This is a genomic window from Paracoccus aestuariivivens, assembly GCF_009711225.1.
In the GTDB taxonomy this organism is placed as follows: domain Bacteria; phylum Pseudomonadota; class Alphaproteobacteria; order Rhodobacterales; family Rhodobacteraceae; genus Paracoccus; species Paracoccus aestuariivivens.
In genome coordinates, this window is the sequence record NZ_WMIE01000008.1 from 155953 (window position 1) to 173513 (window position 17561).

Consider the following 17561-nt stretch of genomic DNA (forward strand, 5'->3'; position numbering starts at 1 on the left):
CCTTCTACGCCTGTCTCCGGTTGGCACCGGAAAATGGGGCGGGCAATCAGCCCGCGTGATCTTGCATCCGGGCCAGGGTTTCCTCCCGGCCAAGTGCCAACATCATATCGAATACGCTCGGGGTCGAACTGCGACCGGCAAGGACGGCGCGAAGCGGCGCCGCAATCTTGCCAAGACCCAGCCCGTGCGACTCGCCAATCTGTTTGACGGTTGCCTCGAGGTCGTCGCGGCTCCAGCTAGCATTCTGCAGTGCGGCAGTCAATTCAAACAGTATACCACGGGATACCGTATCAAGTGACGTTGCGGCCTTTTCTTCAATTTCCATTGGACGTTGGGTCAATGCGAAATGGCCCTGATCCAGAAGCGCGGGCAGGGTCTTGGCTTTCGCCTTCAGGGAGGAAAGCGCGGGAACAAGCCGCGAAGCCTGCAGCTCGGTCAGCGCCGGAGCGCCGGTTTCTTTAAGATAGGCCGTGATTTCCTGCATGAGCTGCCCGTCATCCATCCCGGCGATATGATAACCGCTGACATGTTCCAGTTTCTTGAAATCAAGCCGGGCAGGAGCCTTGCCGATTCCAGAAAGGTCAAACCACTCTTTCGCCTGCGCGTCACCGAACAATTCATCGTCGCCGTGGCTCCAGCCCAGACGCGCCAGATAATTGCGCATTGCCGCTGCAGGATAGCCACTTGCCGCATATTCGTGCAAACCAACGGCGCCATGACGTTTGGACAGTTTCTTGCCGTCGGGGCCGTGGATCAGCGGGATATGGGCGAAGGTCGGAATCTCCCAGCCCATGGCCTGATAGATCTGGATCTGGCGCGCGGCATTGGTCAGGTGATCGTCGCCGCGGATGATATGCGTGACGCCCATATCATGGTCATCGACCACGACCGCATGCATATAGGTCGGCGTCCCGTCCGAGCGCAGCAGGATCATGTCATCCAACTGGTCGTTACCGAAAGTCACGTCGCCCTGAACGGCATCGCGCACGACGGTTTGCCCCTCGCGCGGGGCCCGCAAGCGGATCACGAACGGAGCATCGGGATGCGTCGCCGGGTCCGAGTCCCGCCACGGCGACAGGAACAGGGTCGACTTTCCCTCGGCACGGGCGGCTTCTCGGAAAGCCTCGATTTCCTCGGGGGTCGAGAAACATTTGTAGGCTGTGCCATTGGCAAGCATTTCGCGCGCGACTTCGGCGTGACGTTCGCGGCCCTCGAACTGGCTTACCGGCTCACCGTCCCAGTCGAGACCAAGCCATTCAAGGCCCTTCAGGATGGCTTCGGTCGCTTCGGGCGTCGAACGCGCGCGGTCGGTATCTTCGATACGCAGCAGGAATTTACCGCCACGACCACGCGCATAAAGCCAGTTGAACAGGGCCGTCCGCGCGCCCCCGATATGCAGGTAGCCGGTCGGAGAGGGGGCAAAGCGGGTCACAACGGGACGGGAATCGGTCATAGCAGAGCCAGTCATTCAAGAAACATGGGTTTTGGCGATCACCGTTAAGGCTTTGGTAAGCACGGCGCGCCAATCTTGCCGACAGAGATACGCAAGCTGTCGGATAAGGACAAGATTCGGTGGACATCACCGTTGAAACAGGGTCGGCATTGCCTACGCGGTCCCGACAAGATGCCGCGGTCCGTCGCCATGCGTTCACGCCTTGGCGCAGTTCGGTTTCCATCCGTGCGGGGATGCTGCCGTGGATACCTTTCTGGATGTCGCTCGGTATCGGCGGTTGGTTCCTGCTGCGTTTCGAACCGGGTTTCCGGACCTATGCCGGGGGCTTGCTGCTGATCGTGGCCACGTTGGTCGCGATCCGGATCGTGTCGGGGCTGGCGAATGCGGGGCGCATCGAATGGACCCGAGCCGATCGGTTGCGGATTTGTCTGCTCGCGGTTGCGTCAGTCGCCTTCGGCATGGAAATGATCGGACTCCGGTCCCATCTGGTTTCCGCTCCGGTTTTGGGTTTTCGCTATTATGGCGCGGTCGAGGGGGGGTGGTTGGAATTGATCGCTCGTCACGTGATCGAATCCGGCTGACGCTGGATCAACTGGTTCTGGATGACGTCGCCCCCGAACGCGTGCCGCGCCGCGTCCGTGTGTCGTTGTTCGTCGATGATCCTTTGCCGGTTCCGGGCGAGCGCGTGATGCTGACCGCCCATCTGGATAAACCCCAAGTACCGGCCGAGCCGGGTGGATTCGATTTCCGGCGCGTGGCCTGGTTCGAGCACCTCGGCGCTATTGGCTACTCTCGGACACCCGTCATGACGATCGCCCCGCCCGATGCCGGAGGTGCGCTGGCGCTGCATCGACTGCGGATGAGGCTGTCGGTAGCGATGAAAGAGGCTATCGGCGGGCAGGCAGGGGCCGTGTCATCCGCCATGATGACGGGGGATCGTTCGGGCATTGCCGAGCACACGAACGAAGTCATGCGGGCCTCCAATCTTTTTCACATCATTTCGATTTCCGGCCTGCACATGAGCATGTTGACCGGATTTGTTTACGCGGCAATCCGGTATCTGGGCGCGATGGTTCTTGGTTTGGCTGGCCTTGCGAGCAGTCGTTTGCACAAATACGCCGCCGCTGCCGCTTTCCTTTCCGCCGCCAGCTATCTCTGGTTGTCCGGAGGCGATGTCGCCACGACGCGCTCGTTCATCATGGTGGCCGTGATGCTGATCGCCATCATGTCCGATCGAAGGGCAATTTCGCTAAGGACAGTAGCCGTCGCCGCCGTCGTTATTCTGGTCATAACGCCCGAGGCATTAGTCAGCCCCGGCTTTCAGATGAGCTTCGCGGCAACGGTCGCTTTGATCCTCGCGGCAGAGCCATGGCAGAAAATCGCGCCCCGTTTGCCATGGTGGCTGAAGCCAGTCACCCTGCTTCTGGTTTCGTCACTGGTCGCAAGTATTTCGACATCTCCTATCGCCGCCGCTCATTTCGGACGGGTTTCCCATTACGGAGTCTTCGCCAATCTTCTTGTCGTTCCCGTGATTGGTCTGGTGGTGATGCCATGCGGCGCAATTGCAGCGGTGCTCGCACCTTTCGGTTTGTCGGACCTTCCCTTGTGGTGCATGGGATTAGGTGCAAAATGGATGCTGGTCGTCGCCGAATACGTAGCCAACACCGGCGGTGCGACCACACTTATCAAGGCTCCGCCACACTCGGTTCTGCCATTGATGGGCGTGGGCGCAATTCTGGTGGTTTTGTCGCCGGTTTATGGGGCGCGACAAATAATCGCTCGACGGATGGTTGGCGGGATGGCCATCATTGTTGCTTTGATCATGTGGGACGTTTCCAAGCGACCGGACGTTCTGATTTCCTCCGACGGGCAAGCGGTCGGAGTAATGACACCCGAGGGCAGGGCCGTCTCGCGACCGAAAGGCGGAACATTCGCGGTTTCCGAGTGGCTGGCCGCCGATGGATCGTCAAACAATCAGGTCGCCTCTGCCGCCATTCCATATTGGGTGGACAATGGTGGGTACAAAAAAGCCGTGCTTCCGCAGGAATTAGGTGGTGTCGAGATTTACCATGTCATCAAAGCGTCGTTTGACGGAAAGGAGGACTCCTTTTGCCAAAACGGCTCTTTTGTCATTATGAATCGTCCGTTGGAGCTAGATCGCGTTATAAAAGGGGAATGCACCGTTTTGGATTCAGATTATTTAAAAATAACTGGTGCGATTTCATTGGACTGGCGGAACGGATCTATTCTCTTAGATGGATCAAATGGGTCTGGAGATCGATCTTGGAGTGGCGGCGCAGAATTTAGCGCCAAATACTGAATGATCGCATCTTTTCCGGACGCCTTCTTCTTGAGGTGAATTATGATTGATCTGTTCTGGCTCAGTGATGAGCAGATGGCGCGGCTCGATTTGTTCTTTCCAAAGTCTTACCGCACGCCCTGCATCGACGGCCACAAAGTGCTGGGTGAGATAATCTTTATGAAGCTCAATGCTTTACCTTGGTATGACGCCCCCAAGGAATTCGGCGCAGCGAAGACACTCTATAACGTCCGGAAACGGTGGAGTGAGATTGAGATGTTTGCCCGAAGGATGCTTGGTTTAGCTGATGGCGCGGCCGATCCGACATTACTCATGATTGATGCAACATACCTGAGAACTCATAGGTCCGCGAGGAGTCTGCGGGTGAGTTCGGAGGAACAGAGGATAGTCCAGGGGACCGTTTCCCTGAGAACGGGCGGACCGAATACGAAACGGTACTCCGACACAGACCCATGCCACAGCGCTTCCTTCTGAGTGCCGGACAGGCGAATGATTACACCTGTCCGGCGGCGTTGCTTCGGATTATGTGTTGCATCCGAGGATGCAGTTTATGATAGGCACCGGTCAAACATGCCAAACGCCGATTTCGCCGGCGCAGCCACATCGAGATGAAGTTCGGTCGCCTAAACGACTGGCACCGCGTGGCCAATCCCTGCATCATAGGCGAAAAAATCGACCCCATATCTCTCGTTGAACTGGTCGAGCCGCGATTAAGATCTATGCCCAGTTTCCCGGAGTTGACGACGAGTAGTAGGCACCCATCAGTCTGCTCTGATAACATGTCGCGTGCGGAGCAAAGTCAGCCGCAGATTACGCGTCTTAATGCGACCCTACCGGCCCGATTTGGTTGCCGGGAGGGTTTATCTTTAGCCGCAGGACTCCAAAGGGCAGGCCGCGTATCAGCGACAGATCGCTTGTCTGGTTGGATTATGGCCCACCAACAAGTCGTAATCGCGACGATCTGGATTTTGACGATTTGGCTGATTATGGCCTGTGGGGATTGGCAACCATCGCTCAGTCCTCGACAAAGACCTTTTCGCGTTTGGCGCGTAGCGACGGCAGTGCCGATAGGGCCAGAAGTCCGACCGATACAATCAAGAGGATTAGGCTGACTGGGTTCTCGGCAAAGGTCGACAACTCGCCCCGCGATAACAGCATTGCGCGGCGCAGGTTTTCTTCGATCAGGTGGCCCAGCACAAAACCAAGTAGCAGTGGAGCCGGTTCAAAGCCCATCTTGATCAGCAGGTAGCCTGCGAAGGCGAACGCACCAGTGAAGACCACATCCATTGGATTGTTGTCGATGGAATAGATACCGATGCAGGAAAAAATCAGGATCGCAGGGAAGAGAAGTCGATAGGGCACCTTCAGTAATCGCACCCACATGCCGACCATGGGCAGGTTGATGACGAGCAACATCAGGTTGCCGATCCACATACTGGCGATCATGCCCCAAAACAGGGTGGGGCTTTCGGTCATCACCTGCGGTCCGGGCACGATGCCCTGGATCATCATCGCGCCGACCATGATTGCCATCACCGCGTTTGGGGGAATACCCAGCGTCAACAGAGGGATGAAGCTGGTTTGTGCGCCAGCATTGTTTGCGGCTTCTGGTCCAGCCACCGCCTCAATGGCACCTTTGCCAAAATCCTGTGGACGTTTCGCAAGCTTTTTTTCCAGTGTGTAGGATGCAAACGGAGCCAGAACTGCGCCATTGCCCGGAAGCATGCCCAAGACCGAACCAAGCCCAGTGCCGCGCAGGATCGGTGCGATAGAGCGCCGTATCTCGTCTCGCGTCGGCAGTAAGGGACCCATGGTGCCCTTGATCACGTCACGTTGCTCGCCACCCTCAAGATTGCGAAGTACCTCGGCAAAGCCAAAGATTCCCATGGCCAGCACCGCAAAATCGATCCCGTCTGCCAAATGCAGTGAACCGAACGTCATCCGGGCCTGACCGGTCTCCAGATCCGAGCCGATTGTGGACAAAAGGATGCCCAGGCAGATCATTGCCACGGCCTTCAACACCGAGCCATGTGCCAGCACCACTGCAAAGACCAATCCCATGACCATCAATGCGAAATAATCGGTTGGACCAAAACGAAGTGCCAAGTCAGTCAGCGGCAACGCAAGGGCGGCGATGACGACGGTAGCGACGCAGCCAGCGATGAACGAGCCGATTGCTGATATCCCCAGCGCGGCACCGGCTCGGCCCTTCTTCGCCATTGCGTGGCCATCGAGTGCGGTCACTACTGATCCTGCCTCACCAGGAATGTTGACCAGAATGGCCGAGGTCGAGCCACCATATTGCGCGCCGTAGTATATGCCGGCCAACATGATCAGCGCGCCCACCGGATCGATGCCAAAGGTGATTGGCAAGAGCATGGTAATGGTGGCGATGGGACCTACCCCTGGCAGGATGCCGATCAGCGTTCCAACGAGGCAGCCGATGAAAGCAAGTCCTAAATTTTGTAACGACATTGCTGTCGAAAAGCCCAGAGCGAGATTGCTCAAGAGATCCATGCGCTCCTCCTCAATACTGGATGATGCCGGGGATGATCAGGACTGGGATCGGCAAGCTCAGCCCGACTTTAAACACTAGGATGCAGCCGATAGTCATGAAAGCAGCGAAGCCCAAAAGCTCGATCCAGCGCATGTCGCGGTCGGCCAACCCAGCGATAACTGCCAGCAGCGGTGCTGCTATCGCGAAGCCCACCGATTGCACCGTGAGCGCAAAGGCAAGAATACCACCCAACACACAGAGTGGCCCACGCAGCGGAATGCGGGGCATCGCTTCGCCAGACATCAGAAAGGATTGCACCAGCAGGATAGTGCCGGTCACTCCTACCAGTGCGGCCAGAAGCTTCGGCATCATCCCGGGTCCAATGAAGCGCAATGTGCCGGTTTCAAGGTCGGAAGATGCCCATAGCGCGAAGGCCGAGACCGCGATCAGGGTCAGCCCGGCGACGCGGTCTTGCGACAGGCGGACCTTGCCCAGTCCCGCGACGGAAGAGGGTTTCTCAGTCATTGTGATTTCCCATTGGTGGCCCCGCTAAAAGCGGGGCGCGTCAGTTCAATTGATCTCGATCTTGGCGTCGCGGATCAGCGCGCCCCATTTTTCAAGATCGGAGTCGAGTGCCTTGCTGTGATCCTCGGGTGTGCCGGGGCGAGGAACCGAACCATCCACAGCCAGCTTTTCCTGGAGAGTCGGATCCGCCAATACGATGTTCAGCGCCCCATTGATCTTGGTGACCACCTCATCAGGCGTGCCGACTGGGGCCAGCAGGCCATAAATCAGCGCAGCTTCATAGCCTTCAACACTGGCCTCCTGCATGGTCGGCACCTCGGGCATGGTGGGTGAACGCTTCGTGCCCGTTACGGCTAGCGCCCGCGCCTTGCCCGCCGTGACTTGTGCATGGGACGACGGGATCACTCCGAACAGAAAGTCAATTCGTCCACCCAGAAGATCGGTCATCGCCGGACCTGAGCCGCGATACGGGATATGCGCGATCTCGATCCCCGCATCATGGGCGAAAAGTTCGGCCGCCATATGCGAGCCGGTGCCCACGCCCGAAGAGGCATAAGAAAGTTCGCCCGGCTTTTCCTTGGCGAGTGCGATCAGCCCAGCTACGTCTTGCGCTGGCAGGTCTTTGTTCACCACGAGCGCCATCGGGATTTCCGAGATTAGTCCGACGGGCGTGAAGTCCTTGGTGGGATGATAGGTTGCCGCCGGATAGACGTGAGGGTTTATGCCCATGGTGCCGGAATGCCCCAAAAGCAGGGTGTAACCGTCCGGCTTGGCATTTTGGACCGATTGGGTTCCCACCACGCCGCCAGCGCCAGCCTTGTTCTCCACCACGACATTAGCGCCGATCACGCGCGTCATCGCATCGCCGATGATGCGCGCCATTGCGTCGTTTCCGCCGCCAGGCGGGAAGGGCACAACCAGAGTAATGTTGCGCTCAGGGAATTCCGCAGCTGCCATTGCGGGCAGCGCCGTCATCACGGCAGCGGCCATCAGGCCGAAGGCACGGCGATTGAGTTTCATTATGTCCTCCTAGATATGTTCAGGGTGTGACGCGGAACCGGCGTTCAAGCCATTCGCGCGTCCAGTTGCGAATTTCAGGGTCCATGGTCATGGCCGACTCCAATGCCTCATCCGCCTGAGTCCCGGTCAGTAGTGGATAGGGACCAAGTACTGATGATGCCTCGGCACGAAACCTTGGGTCGACGCCCATGCGGGCAAACGCATCGCGAAACATCGAGGCACGGGCCTCGGGCACGTTGCGTGGCAGGAAAATCATCTTTTGGCTCGTAAAGCCGGCGCGGAACAACGCCTGCCACGCTTGCCATTCGGCTCCCTTGGGTTCGTTGCCGTGGATCTGACGGTAGACGTCGGAAAATGTTGGCAGGTCCGGAAAAGCGGGATCGCGGGCCAGTTGGCCACGACGGTCAAACGAACCCAGAGACATAAGTGGCACCACTTGGCCCGTCTCGACAAGCGGCTGGACCTGGGCCAGATAGCCGGGCGTGGTCTGGTAATCCAAGTCAAACTCACCGCCGACAAGGCCGGCGCGGGCGGCATTGCGGCTGTTCAACCCAAATAGCACTTTGACCTTCAGACCCAACATCTCAAGCGCCAGCAATGGAACAATATCTAGCGACGCGGCACCGATAGAGCCGAAATGCACGTCACGCCCCAGTGCCACCAATTCGGCCATGCTGCTCACCCCAAGCGCGGCCTGCACATAGATTACTCCGCCTGATGGCGAGGCTGCGACGATGCGCCAATCGGCATAGTCGTATTGCACACGACGGTCGCCCAGAAGTGCGGCAAACTGTGTTGACCCCGTGGTGCCCAGCAGCATTCGCCCATCATCCCGCGCCTCGGCTGCGAAAAAATTCGCGGCGCGTGTCGAGTTTCCGCCCGAAACATTAAGCAGCCGCACTTCAGGCTTGTGCGGTAAGATTTCCGATAGCCAGTCAGCCATAAAACGTGCCCAGACATCGGTGCCTCCGCCCTCCTGAAAGGGTACCACCCATTCAATGGGCTCGTTCGCACGGGCGCACGCCGGAGCCATTAGTCCGGCAGCAATTGCAGCGATGAATTGTCTACGATCCACGGTGTTCCTCCATGGCCGGCGGTCGCGGTGTCATCGCGATGCCGTCCTCCTCCGACACCTCGATAGCACAAGGTTTCTTTCATCCAGCTTTCATGACTGATAAAGAAATGCCCGCCGCAAGGCAGCTCGCGCGGAAGAGGGAGAACGATGCGCAGTTTGATCGTTGAGGACAATTCCGGCATTGCTGCAGGCATCCAGCGTTCTCTGGAAGGGCTGGGCCACGGCGTTGATTGGGCTGCTTCCTTGGTGGAGGCCATCGATATGGCGGCGGTCGCGGATTATGATTTAGTCGTGCTTGACCTCAACCTCGGGAATGAAGACGGGCTGGATTTTTTGCGCCATCTTCGTCGCTCAGGTAAGGCCGTGGGGGTGTTGATCTTGACAGCTCGCGGCGGCGTTCAGGATATGGTGCGTGGACTCGACCTTGGGGCCGATGACTATTTGGCCAAGCCGTTTGAGCTGGCTGAGTTCGAGGCCCGTATACGTGCTCTTTCTCGTCGGGTGGGCGGCGTTGATGCGCCGCTAATCCAACTTGGTATGCTTAGCTTTGACACTGTCAGCCGCGCCGCACGAGTAAATGGCGTGGTCTTGGATATGCCGGCTCGCGAGAGGGCGTTGCTGCAGTTGCTGGTTGAGAATGCCGGCAGTGTAGTGCCAAAGGAGCGCATCACCGTGAGACTATCAGGTTTTGATGACGAGTTGACGCTCAACGCCATAGAGATCTATGTCCACCGTCTGCGCAAGCGGCTGGAGGGCAGCGGATGTCAGCTGCGCACCGCGCGCGGTCTCGGCTACATGCTGGATGCAGGATGAAAGACGGCAGGCGGCTATCAGTCACCTGGTCTGTGCTTTTGTGGTTACTTGTGCCATTGAGCCTCGTTGTGCTGGCGTTTCTGGCCGAAGCCTGGGTGAACGCCCGCCGCGCGACTGAACGTCTCTACGACCAGATGCTTGTGGCCTCGGCGATCAGCATTTCAGAAGCAGTTGACCGCACCTATGGGGATTTGGTCGAAGATGAGATCATCTCGCTCTTGCGCAACACTACGCAAGAGAGGATCTACTACCGCATTATTGGACCCAGTCGCTCCTACTTGACCGGATACGAAGATTTTCATCCTCCGGGCGACGAGACGGCGCTGGAGCCCGGCGTGCCGCGCATTAGCGATATGGAGTATCGCGGCCAGCGCCTGCGGGCGGTATCGCTACGCTTTTACGGCGCGGATGCACTGGTGCCGGACTGGATTACTGTTCATGTGGGCATGACCCGGAACGAGCGCGACGCAGCCATGCTTGCCACGGTTGCGTCATCGGCTGTGCGGCTGGGCTTGTTGCTTGTTGGTGCGGCGGGATTAGCGTTCATCGCGGTGCGCCGCGGTCTGCGTTCGCTTTTGCAGTTTCGAGACCAGATCGACATGCGCTCGGCGACCGACTTGTCACCTATCCGTGCCATGCTGCCGAGTGACCTTCGTTCAATCGGAACGGCTTTGAACACGCTGGTTTCCCGCCTCAGGCAGGCGATAGAGCATGAGCGCGAATTTATTGACAATGCCAGTCACCAGCTTCGCTCGCCGCTGACCTCACTTCAACTGCGCGCCCAGCTCCTACAGCGCGATGTGCCCGACGGTCCTATCCGTAATCGAGTTTCGGCGCTAGTCGAGGATACCCGATCTCTGGCCCGACTTGCGGAACAGCTCCTGATCTACAGTCGGAACGAAGCCGATATGTTTGGGGCTGAATTCGCCAGCTTCGATCTCGTTGCTTTAGTCGAGCGTATGGTGCCCGAGCTATTGATGATGAACGAACGGCAGCGGTGTGACATTGGGTTTTCTCTGCCACCTGAACCGGCCTTCGTTCAGGGTGCTGAATCCATGTGCCGTGAAATCGTGCTAAATTTGGTAGACAACGCCATGCGTCATGGGGGTGTGGGTACTGTAATTGATGTAGCTGTTGTGCGGAGGGAGACCGAGGTCGAGCTGGCAGTGACAGACGACGGACCAGGCATCCCCCCACAGGAGCGGCTGAATATTTTCAGGCGCTTCCAGCGCGGTGCGGACGCGGGCGCGGGTGGAACTGGCTTAGGTCTTGCTATCGTTCGCCAGATTGCTGAACAGTTTGGAGCAAGAATCGATCTTCAATCTCGACCGGAACATGAAAAGACCCGCTTTGGCGTGATTTTTATAGCCATACGTGCGGGGGCGACGGGGTCTAGGTGACAAGCATTTCAATCCTGCGGTGACGGGCAAAATCTGAAAACAACTATACTGCCTGTAGCGTGATCCTTGCGGATTCGTGCCAGGGTTATGACCGCCGGACCGAAGGAAGCATTCGATTTGCAGAAGTATTCTGAGTGCTTCTTGCTATGGCTACGGAATCAAACAGAGCGATGGACGATACTGATCACGTGTATGGCCTAGTCATCTTGCGCAAAAGGAAAGGCTGCACGAACTTTGTGGTTCCCACAGTCCCATGCGTGGCGCCCTAAGATCCGGCAGATTATTCTGATTAAATTTTAAGCGATCAATATTGATCCATAGTGAAATCGCATTTGAAACATTGCTTGCGGCTATTTGATATCGGCCGTCGGTGATGGTTGAAACGGGCGAATAACCACACACCAACGGGAGAAGATCATGTCAGATTCGAGCGCCTTTCGTGCCGGTTGCGTTGCGGCAATGCTGTCCGCTACCGCCATCTGTCTTGCGGGACCGGCGGCGGCACAAACAACGATCCGCATTGGCCACGTTCTTGCTGACGGGCATAGTTGGAACGTCGCAGCTCAGGGTTTTGCCAAGGAAGTTGGTGAAAAGACCGCAGGCCGCGTCAATATTGAAGTCTTCCCCGGTGGCCAGCTCGGCAACGAAAAGGACATGATCGAAGGGTTGCAGTTTGGTGCAGTGCAGGGCGGCATTATTGGGGCAGGGTCCTTCCAGAACATCGAGCCCAAGCTTGGCATCATTGAGATGCCCTATGCATGGGCGTCGCGCGAGAAGGCCTTTGCGGCACTGGATGGCGAACTTGGCACTGCTTTGGCGGGGCTGCTCGAAGACAAAAACATCAAGGTACTTGCATGGTGGGAAAATGGCTACCGCAACGTGACCAACTCGAAGCGGCCCGTCGTAGTCCCGGCTGACCTTGAAGGGCTCAAGATTCGCGTTACGCCAGACAAAGTTCGTCTGGAGACGTTCGAGGTGATGGGCGCACAACCCGCTCCGCTCGCATTCGGTGAGCTTTACTCGGCGCTTCAGCAGGGCGTCTTCGATGCTCAGGAAAATCCGCTGTCGATCATCTGGTCCTCGTCCTTCTTCGAGGTTCAGAAATACGTCTCGAACACCCAGCACGTTTGGGGCGCAGCCTCGCTGGTGTTGTCGAAACCGGTCTGGGACAAGATCTCGCCCGAAGATCAGCAGATCGTCGAAGCCGCTGCCCACGAATGGGGCGAAAAGCAGCGCCAGATGGTCGCGGATTCAGATGCAGAGATGATCGCCAAGCTCAAGGAAAAGGGCATGGAGTTCAACGATGTCGACAAGGCTGCCTTCGAGGCTGCCGTTAAGCCCGTCTGGGACGCGAACTCGGCCGTGTTCGGCGAAGACCTGATGGCACTGATGGAGAAATATCGCCAATGAGTCAGCGCTTGCCCGAACTTCGTCAGCTCGAACAAGTCGAGCCTATCCAGCTATACGACTTCAGCCAGAAGGTTCTGTTCTCACCAAAGGAACGGGGCGAGGGGTTCATCAAGCTATCGGTAACGACGGGCAAAAAGGGCGCGCGCAGCGTGCCCCATGCCCATCCCCGAGACGAGGTGACACTCACGCTGAAAGGCGAGGCCGTGCTGCGCGCAGGCGGGCAGGAGTATTTCATGACCGAGGGGAGTGCGCTGCGCCTTCCCCCCGGTGTCGTGCATGAGGTCGAGGTCCTGTCGGACGAGTGGGTCGTCGTTGCTGCTTATTGCGACGAATGCCAGCTCTGTGTCCCGCTGAAGGGAAAGGGCAAAGAATGAAACGTCTTTCTGAAAGGTTGGATTGGTTCGCGCGCAGTCTTGGCGGAATCGGCGTCGCCGCATTGGCCGTGATTGTCGCATGGGTTGTCTTTTCGCGTTATGCGCTGGGTGTGACGCCCCGTTGGTCCGAAGAATTGCCACGACTTATTCTTGTCTGGGTGACATTCATCGGCATCATCTCGGGATTCGCGCGCGGCTCGCATTTTGAGGCCGGGATCACCGACCTGATCGTTCGACCCGGCAGGTTCCGCGAAGCCATTCGCCGTCTGGCCACTTTGGCGAGCGTCATCTTTTTGATCGTGCTGTTGGTGACCGGCTGGCAGATTACCGGCTTCACTTGGCACCATGCGACAACGGCCCTGAACCTGCCCGGCGGGCTTTTCTACCTGTGTCTTCCTGTTGGTGCGGCGCTGTCGCTGATCGCGATTTTCTCTGGAAGGATCGGCAAGTGAGCTTCGAACTTGCGCTTTTGCTTGGGGCCTTTGTGTTCCTTGTCCTGATTGATGCGCCCATCGCCGTCGCGTTGGGGCTGGCCTCGGTGCTGTATCTATTTGTGGCCGATCTGGCGCCGATGATGATCGTCGCGCAGAGGATGATCGCCGGAATTGACAGCTTTACCCTGCTTGCCATTCCGCTTTTCCTGTTGGCAGGCATGCTGATGGTCCAAGGCGGGTTGGCTCCGCGGATCGTGAACCTGTTTGCCGCTATGGTTGGGCGCAGTACGGGCGGTCTTGCCATCGTGATGATTGCGGCCTGCATGCTGTTCGGTTCGCTCTCGGGGTCGGGTGTGGCTGACGTTGTCGCGATCGGAACGATGATGTTGCCTTCGATGCGCGAGCGTGGCTATCACCCTGGCTTTTCGTCGGCCGCCTTGGGATGTGCTGGCTCATTGGGGACAGTCATTCCGCCGTCGATTGTCCTGATCGTCTACGGCACGGCAACGAACACCTCGATCGGCCAACTTTTCATCGGGGCCATCATTCCCGGTTTGTTGTTGGGCCTGGCACTTATGGTCGTGGCGTGGTGGATTTCGCGGCGCAATGGCTGGCGTGGCGGCGAACCCGTGACCGGTGCCGCGATCGGTCAGGCGTTCGTAGCAGCAATTCCTGCGCTAATCGCACCGTTGATCATCGTTGGAGGCATTCGCGCTGGAATTTTCACGCCGACCGAAGCGGCGGGCGCAGGCGTGGTTTATGCCTTGATCGTCGGTGGTCTGTTCTATCGCAGCCTGACCTGGGATGGGATCAAAAGCATGTTGCGAGATACGACCGAGATGACCGGCTCCATTCTGCTGGTGATTGCCTCGGCATCGGTCTTTGGCTGGATTCTTGCCGCCGAACAGGTCCCGCAACTCGCCGTCAATGGCATCCTTGCGATGACGGACAGTGCGACGATTGCCGTTCTTCTGATCATGCTGATTGTTCTGATACTTGGCACCTTCATGGAATCACTTGCGATTATCCTGATCCTCGCCCCGGTTTTCGTGCCTGTGCTCGGCGCCTATCATATCGATCCGGTCTATTTCGGCATCCTGCTTTGCGTCAACCTTGCCATCGGGGCGAATACGCCGCCGCTCGGCATTGACCTGATGGCTGCCTGTCGGACTGCTGGCATCCCGATGTCCGCATCCTTCCGTTACCTGCTGCCCTTCCTTGGCGCGATGGTCGCGGTTCTCGTGCTGTTGGTCATCTTCCCCCAGATCATCACCGCCGTAACCGGCACCTCCTGATCTGACCTGAAAACAAAGTACTAAGAGGTAACGAAATGGGTTTCTCTGCAGAGACTCGTGTGGATCTTGCACGCTTTTGGTCCACGATCGAACGCTCGGCCGATATAGGGCAGGGCCGCCCTGGAGGCTTGGCACGTCTGACACTGACGGATTCTGATAAGGAGATCCGCGATCAATTCGTCGCATGGTGCCAGGACGCCGGGTTGAGCGTCGAGATCGACGAGATGGGCAACATCTTTGGCCGGCGGTCGGGGCTGGACGACAGTTTGGCCCCGATCCTGATCGGCAGCCATCTCGACACGCAGATCAATGGAGGACGCTTCGACGGTATTGCGGGCGTTCTTGCCGGTCTCGAACTGGTGCGCAGCCTGAATGACGCGGGCCATGTCACGCGTCGTCCGATCGTCATCGTGGACTGGACCAACGAAGAGGGGGCACGCTTCTCGCCGCCGATGGTCGCCTCGGGCGTTTTTGTCGGAAGCTATGGGGTCGACTGGGCGCATGACCTGATCGCAGATGATGGTGCTCGGTTCGGTTCCGAGCTTGAACGGATCGGCTATCGCGGCGACCTGCCTTGCAAGGCAGGTGACATAGACGCCTACTTCGAACTTCATATCGAGCAAGGCCCGATCCTTGATGCTGAAGGGCGCGAAGTTGGTGTCGTCACCGGCGGCTATCCCAGCTACGGCATGCGGGTCATGTTCAAGGGGAAAACCGCTCACACCGGTCCGACCCCGATGGACCTGCGTCACAACGCCCTGATTGCAGGTGCGCGCTGGCTGACGGCGGTGGACGATATCGGTTGGGAGTTTGCCGTGCATGATGGCAAGGCCACCGGTTCGCGTTTGGCGGCTTGGCCTAACAAGCCGGGCATCTTGTCGGAATCTGCACAATGCGTGGCGGATGTCCGCCACCCTGATCCGATTACCGCGCGGGTCATGGCTGAGAAGATGCGTCGTGCCGCTCAATCTGCCGCGGCCATGGCCGGATGCGAGGTCGAGGTCGAGGATGAATGGACTTGGGGCGGGGATATCTTTGACGCGGACCTGATCGGGTTGGTTCGCGACGAGGCCGTCCGTCAGGGGTGGAACTGGCGTGATATCCAGTCGCAGGCTGGGCATGATGCGTATCACATGGCCACGCATTGTCCGACGGCGATGATCTTTACGCCCTGCAAAGGTGGGATCACCCATAATAGCGAAGAAAACTGCGACCCCGAGGACTTCCGTGCAGGGCTGAACATGCTTCTTCACGCTGTGGTACGTCGCGCGGACCGCTGAGTTCGAACAGGTTGCGCGGCCCTAGAAGGGCCGCGCAGATCAGATCATACTGGGATATAGTTGTTGTAGTTCATCGAGCAGATCGACGAATTTGCGCTCTGGGACGGTCAGGTCATCCAGTGCGCTGAAAACCAGAAAGACATCTGCTCCCAGCGGCTCTTCAGCCAACCGCACCGGCCACAATTGGCCAGTCTCGACCGCATCCGAAGCAGTAAGCGCGGGCAGGATGCCGATTCCCAAGCCGGCAATGATCATGCGCCGGATTTCGGCAAGATCGTGGCTCGATCCGCTAATCCGCCTTCCCAGACCAAGCCCGTCGCGCAGCATGATCATCGGTTCCAATCCAGGGCCTTCGGTCGCGCAGTTGAAGGTCACGAACGGCTCTTGTGCCAGCTCGCGTAGTTCAACCCTGGTCTGGCCGAACAGACGATGTTCGGCGCCGCAGTAAACACCGAACTCTTCTCGGAAGAGGTGTCGGCACTCGATGTTGAACATTGGCTTGTTTAGCAGACAAATTCCCAAACCAGCGCGGTCTTGCGCAATTTGCCTGACAGTCTCGAGAGAGTTCTGCACATTGATCCGCCAACTGATCGATGGGTGCCGCTGATGATACAGGCGCAACGCCTCGTCGATCAGGGGCGAGTGCAGGCGGCTGATGATATTCAGCCGCAACTCACCGAATTTTTCATCGTTCTGATCTTCGGCAAGTTGGCCGATACGTTCGACCCCGCGAAGGATCTCGATGCATTCCTGATAGATTTTTTCTCCACGCAAAGTTAGCGCGAAGTGACGGCTGCCACGAAACACCAGTTGGCAGCCAAGTTGTTCCTCCAACTTCTGCAGTGCGAGGCTGACAGACGGCTGGCTCATGTTCAGTCGTTTGGCCGCTCGGGTAATTCCACCTTCCTCGGCGATTGCGTGGAAGCTGCGGAATAGGTTCCAGTTGAGCTCGGCAGGAGGCGGTCGAGTTGGCATAAGCTTCTACTGATACGATTTATGGCATCCGCGCCATCGCATCAATCTCATCTACACACAATCAGTGTCGAGTGTAGATACTTTCCGACTGAGAGAAGTGAAGTAGTCGAGAGCTACCCGCGTCGAACATGCTCTGGGTCAGCGACTTCACCTATGTCGCCACTTGGAGGGCGTTCGTCTATCTGGCATTTTCATCGACGCCTAACATCGGCTGGCGCGTCAGCACGGCGGCTCATGCGGGGTTCGTGATCGTCAACCGGCCAAAAGAATGGGGCTGGTCCATCATGGCGATCGCGGCAGCCGGGATCTTTCCTTCCGCCATAGCGAACGGTTCGCCGAGCCTGGCATCGTACCCTCGTGGGCAGCGTGGGAGACTGTTATGAAGTACCCTGGCAAAGACGATCGACGGCCTGTTCAAAGAGGTGTTCCGGGAATTTGGACCGGTTTGCCGCTCGGCTCAGCTTCAGCATGGGGTTCATGTCAGGCGGCGGCTTTCAGGTTCTGGTCGGAGGTATCATAAGCCTCGGCCGGGGTCAGCAACCCGTGTGATGAGTGCGGGCGTTTGAACCGCCCCGGGTTTACCGGAGAGTAAAACACTCGAAGGATGAGCCCTATGACGAAGCAGAAATTCACCCCCGCCTATCCTGCCGAACTTCGCGAACGCGGTGTCCGGCTTTTCCGAGAGAACCG

General features: G+C 58.0%; 16 protein-coding genes and 1 pseudogene. 11 read left to right on the forward strand and 6 right to left on the reverse strand.

Features of this window, described 5'->3' with window-relative positions; all coding sequences use genetic code 11:
- Nucleotides 1-46: 46 nt before the first annotated feature.
- On the reverse strand, nucleotides 47-1453 hold the full coding sequence (gene gltX, locus GL286_RS14270) for a glutamate--tRNA ligase (RefSeq protein WP_155096238.1): 1407 nt from the start codon (nucleotides 1451-1453) through the stop codon (nucleotides 47-49).
- A gap of 119 nt (nucleotides 1454-1572) precedes the next feature.
- Here gltX and GL286_RS22870 point away from each other — a divergent pair, with 119 nt between their 5' ends.
- The 3 genes from GL286_RS22870 to GL286_RS14280 are packed head-to-tail and all read left to right on the forward strand — an operon-like array spanning nucleotide 1573 to nucleotide 4247.
- Nucleotides 1573-2034: a hypothetical protein gene (locus GL286_RS22870; RefSeq protein ID WP_170295202.1), complete on the forward strand. Its 462-nt coding sequence runs from the start codon at nucleotides 1573-1575 to the stop codon at nucleotides 2032-2034.
- Nucleotides 1992-3773 carry a ComEC/Rec2 family competence protein gene (locus GL286_RS14275; RefSeq protein WP_170295203.1) on the forward strand — a complete coding sequence of 594 codons (1782 nt, stop codon included), beginning with the start codon at nucleotides 1992-1994 and terminating at the stop codon, nucleotides 3771-3773. Before GL286_RS22870 ends, GL286_RS14275 begins: the two co-directional genes overlap by 43 nt.
- Before the next feature lie 42 nt (nucleotides 3774-3815).
- The gene (locus GL286_RS14280; RefSeq protein WP_155096240.1) at nucleotides 3816-4247 is read left to right on the forward strand and encodes a transposase; all 432 of its coding nucleotides are present in this window, start codon (nucleotides 3816-3818) and stop codon (nucleotides 4245-4247) included.
- A 540-nt stretch (nucleotides 4248-4787) separates the two neighbouring features.
- On the opposite strand, the gene GL286_RS14285 is transcribed toward GL286_RS14280, so the two are convergent.
- The 4 genes from GL286_RS14285 to GL286_RS14300 are packed head-to-tail and all read right to left on the reverse strand — an operon-like array spanning nucleotide 4788 to nucleotide 8716.
- The gene (locus GL286_RS14285; protein WP_155096241.1) at nucleotides 4788-6290 is read right to left on the reverse strand and encodes a tripartite tricarboxylate transporter permease; all 1503 of its coding nucleotides are present in this window, start codon (nucleotides 6288-6290) and stop codon (nucleotides 4788-4790) included.
- A 10-nt stretch (nucleotides 6291-6300) separates the two neighbouring features.
- Nucleotides 6301-6795: a tripartite tricarboxylate transporter TctB family protein gene (locus GL286_RS14290; protein ID WP_155096242.1), complete on the reverse strand. Its 495-nt coding sequence runs from the start codon at nucleotides 6793-6795 to the stop codon at nucleotides 6301-6303.
- A 45-nt stretch (nucleotides 6796-6840) separates the two neighbouring features.
- On the reverse strand, nucleotides 6841-7815 hold the full coding sequence (locus GL286_RS14295; protein ID WP_155096243.1) for a Bug family tripartite tricarboxylate transporter substrate binding protein: 975 nt from the start codon (nucleotides 7813-7815) through the stop codon (nucleotides 6841-6843).
- A 19-nt stretch (nucleotides 7816-7834) separates the two neighbouring features.
- Nucleotides 7835-8716: a type 2 periplasmic-binding domain-containing protein gene (locus tag GL286_RS14300; protein WP_155096244.1), complete on the reverse strand. Its 882-nt coding sequence runs from the start codon at nucleotides 8714-8716 to the stop codon at nucleotides 7835-7837.
- Between the two features lie 321 nt (nucleotides 8717-9037).
- On the opposite strand from GL286_RS14300, the gene GL286_RS14305 reads away from it, so the two are divergent.
- From GL286_RS14305 to GL286_RS14335, 7 genes are all read left to right on the forward strand, one after another.
- A complete protein-coding gene (locus GL286_RS14305; RefSeq protein WP_155096245.1) occupies nucleotides 9038-9703 on the forward strand; it encodes a response regulator transcription factor in 666 nt (221 codons plus the stop codon).
- Entirely contained in the window at nucleotides 9700-11103 is a 1404-nt protein-coding gene (locus GL286_RS14310) for a sensor histidine kinase (RefSeq protein ID WP_170295204.1), read from the forward strand. Before GL286_RS14305 ends, GL286_RS14310 begins: the two co-directional genes overlap by 4 nt.
- Nucleotides 11104-11520: 417 nt before the next feature.
- Nucleotides 11521-12513 (forward strand): TRAP transporter substrate-binding protein, encoded by a 993-nt coding sequence (locus GL286_RS14315; protein ID WP_155096247.1) that lies wholly within the window; start codon nucleotides 11521-11523, stop codon nucleotides 12511-12513.
- An 8-nt stretch (nucleotides 12514-12521) separates the two neighbouring features.
- Nucleotides 12522-12887 (forward strand): cupin domain-containing protein, encoded by a 366-nt coding sequence (locus GL286_RS14320; protein ID WP_246184958.1) that lies wholly within the window; start codon nucleotides 12522-12524, stop codon nucleotides 12885-12887.
- Complete coding sequence (locus GL286_RS14325) at nucleotides 12884-13339, forward strand: TRAP transporter small permease (RefSeq protein WP_155096249.1); 456 nt, start codon at nucleotides 12884-12886, stop codon at nucleotides 13337-13339. The genes GL286_RS14320 and GL286_RS14325 overlap by 4 nt, the downstream gene beginning before the upstream one ends.
- Entirely contained in the window at nucleotides 13336-14616 is a 1281-nt protein-coding gene (locus tag GL286_RS14330) for a TRAP transporter large permease subunit (RefSeq protein ID WP_170295205.1), read from the forward strand. Before GL286_RS14325 ends, GL286_RS14330 begins: the two co-directional genes overlap by 4 nt.
- Before the next feature lie 35 nt (nucleotides 14617-14651).
- On the forward strand, nucleotides 14652-15896 hold the full coding sequence (locus GL286_RS14335) for a Zn-dependent hydrolase (protein ID WP_155096250.1): 1245 nt from the start codon (nucleotides 14652-14654) through the stop codon (nucleotides 15894-15896).
- A 39-nt stretch (nucleotides 15897-15935) separates the two neighbouring features.
- Here the strand turns inward: GL286_RS14335 and GL286_RS14340 are convergent, their stop codons facing one another.
- Nucleotides 15936-16871: a LysR family transcriptional regulator gene (locus tag GL286_RS14340; protein ID WP_155096251.1), complete on the reverse strand. Its 936-nt coding sequence runs from the start codon at nucleotides 16869-16871 to the stop codon at nucleotides 15936-15938.
- Nucleotides 16872-16987: 116 nt separating this feature from the next.
- Between GL286_RS14340 and GL286_RS22545 the strand changes: the two are divergent.
- A pseudogene (locus GL286_RS22545) lies at nucleotides 16988-17314 on the forward strand (IS3 family transposase); the annotation flags it as partial.
- Nucleotides 17315-17561 lie beyond the last annotated feature (247 nt).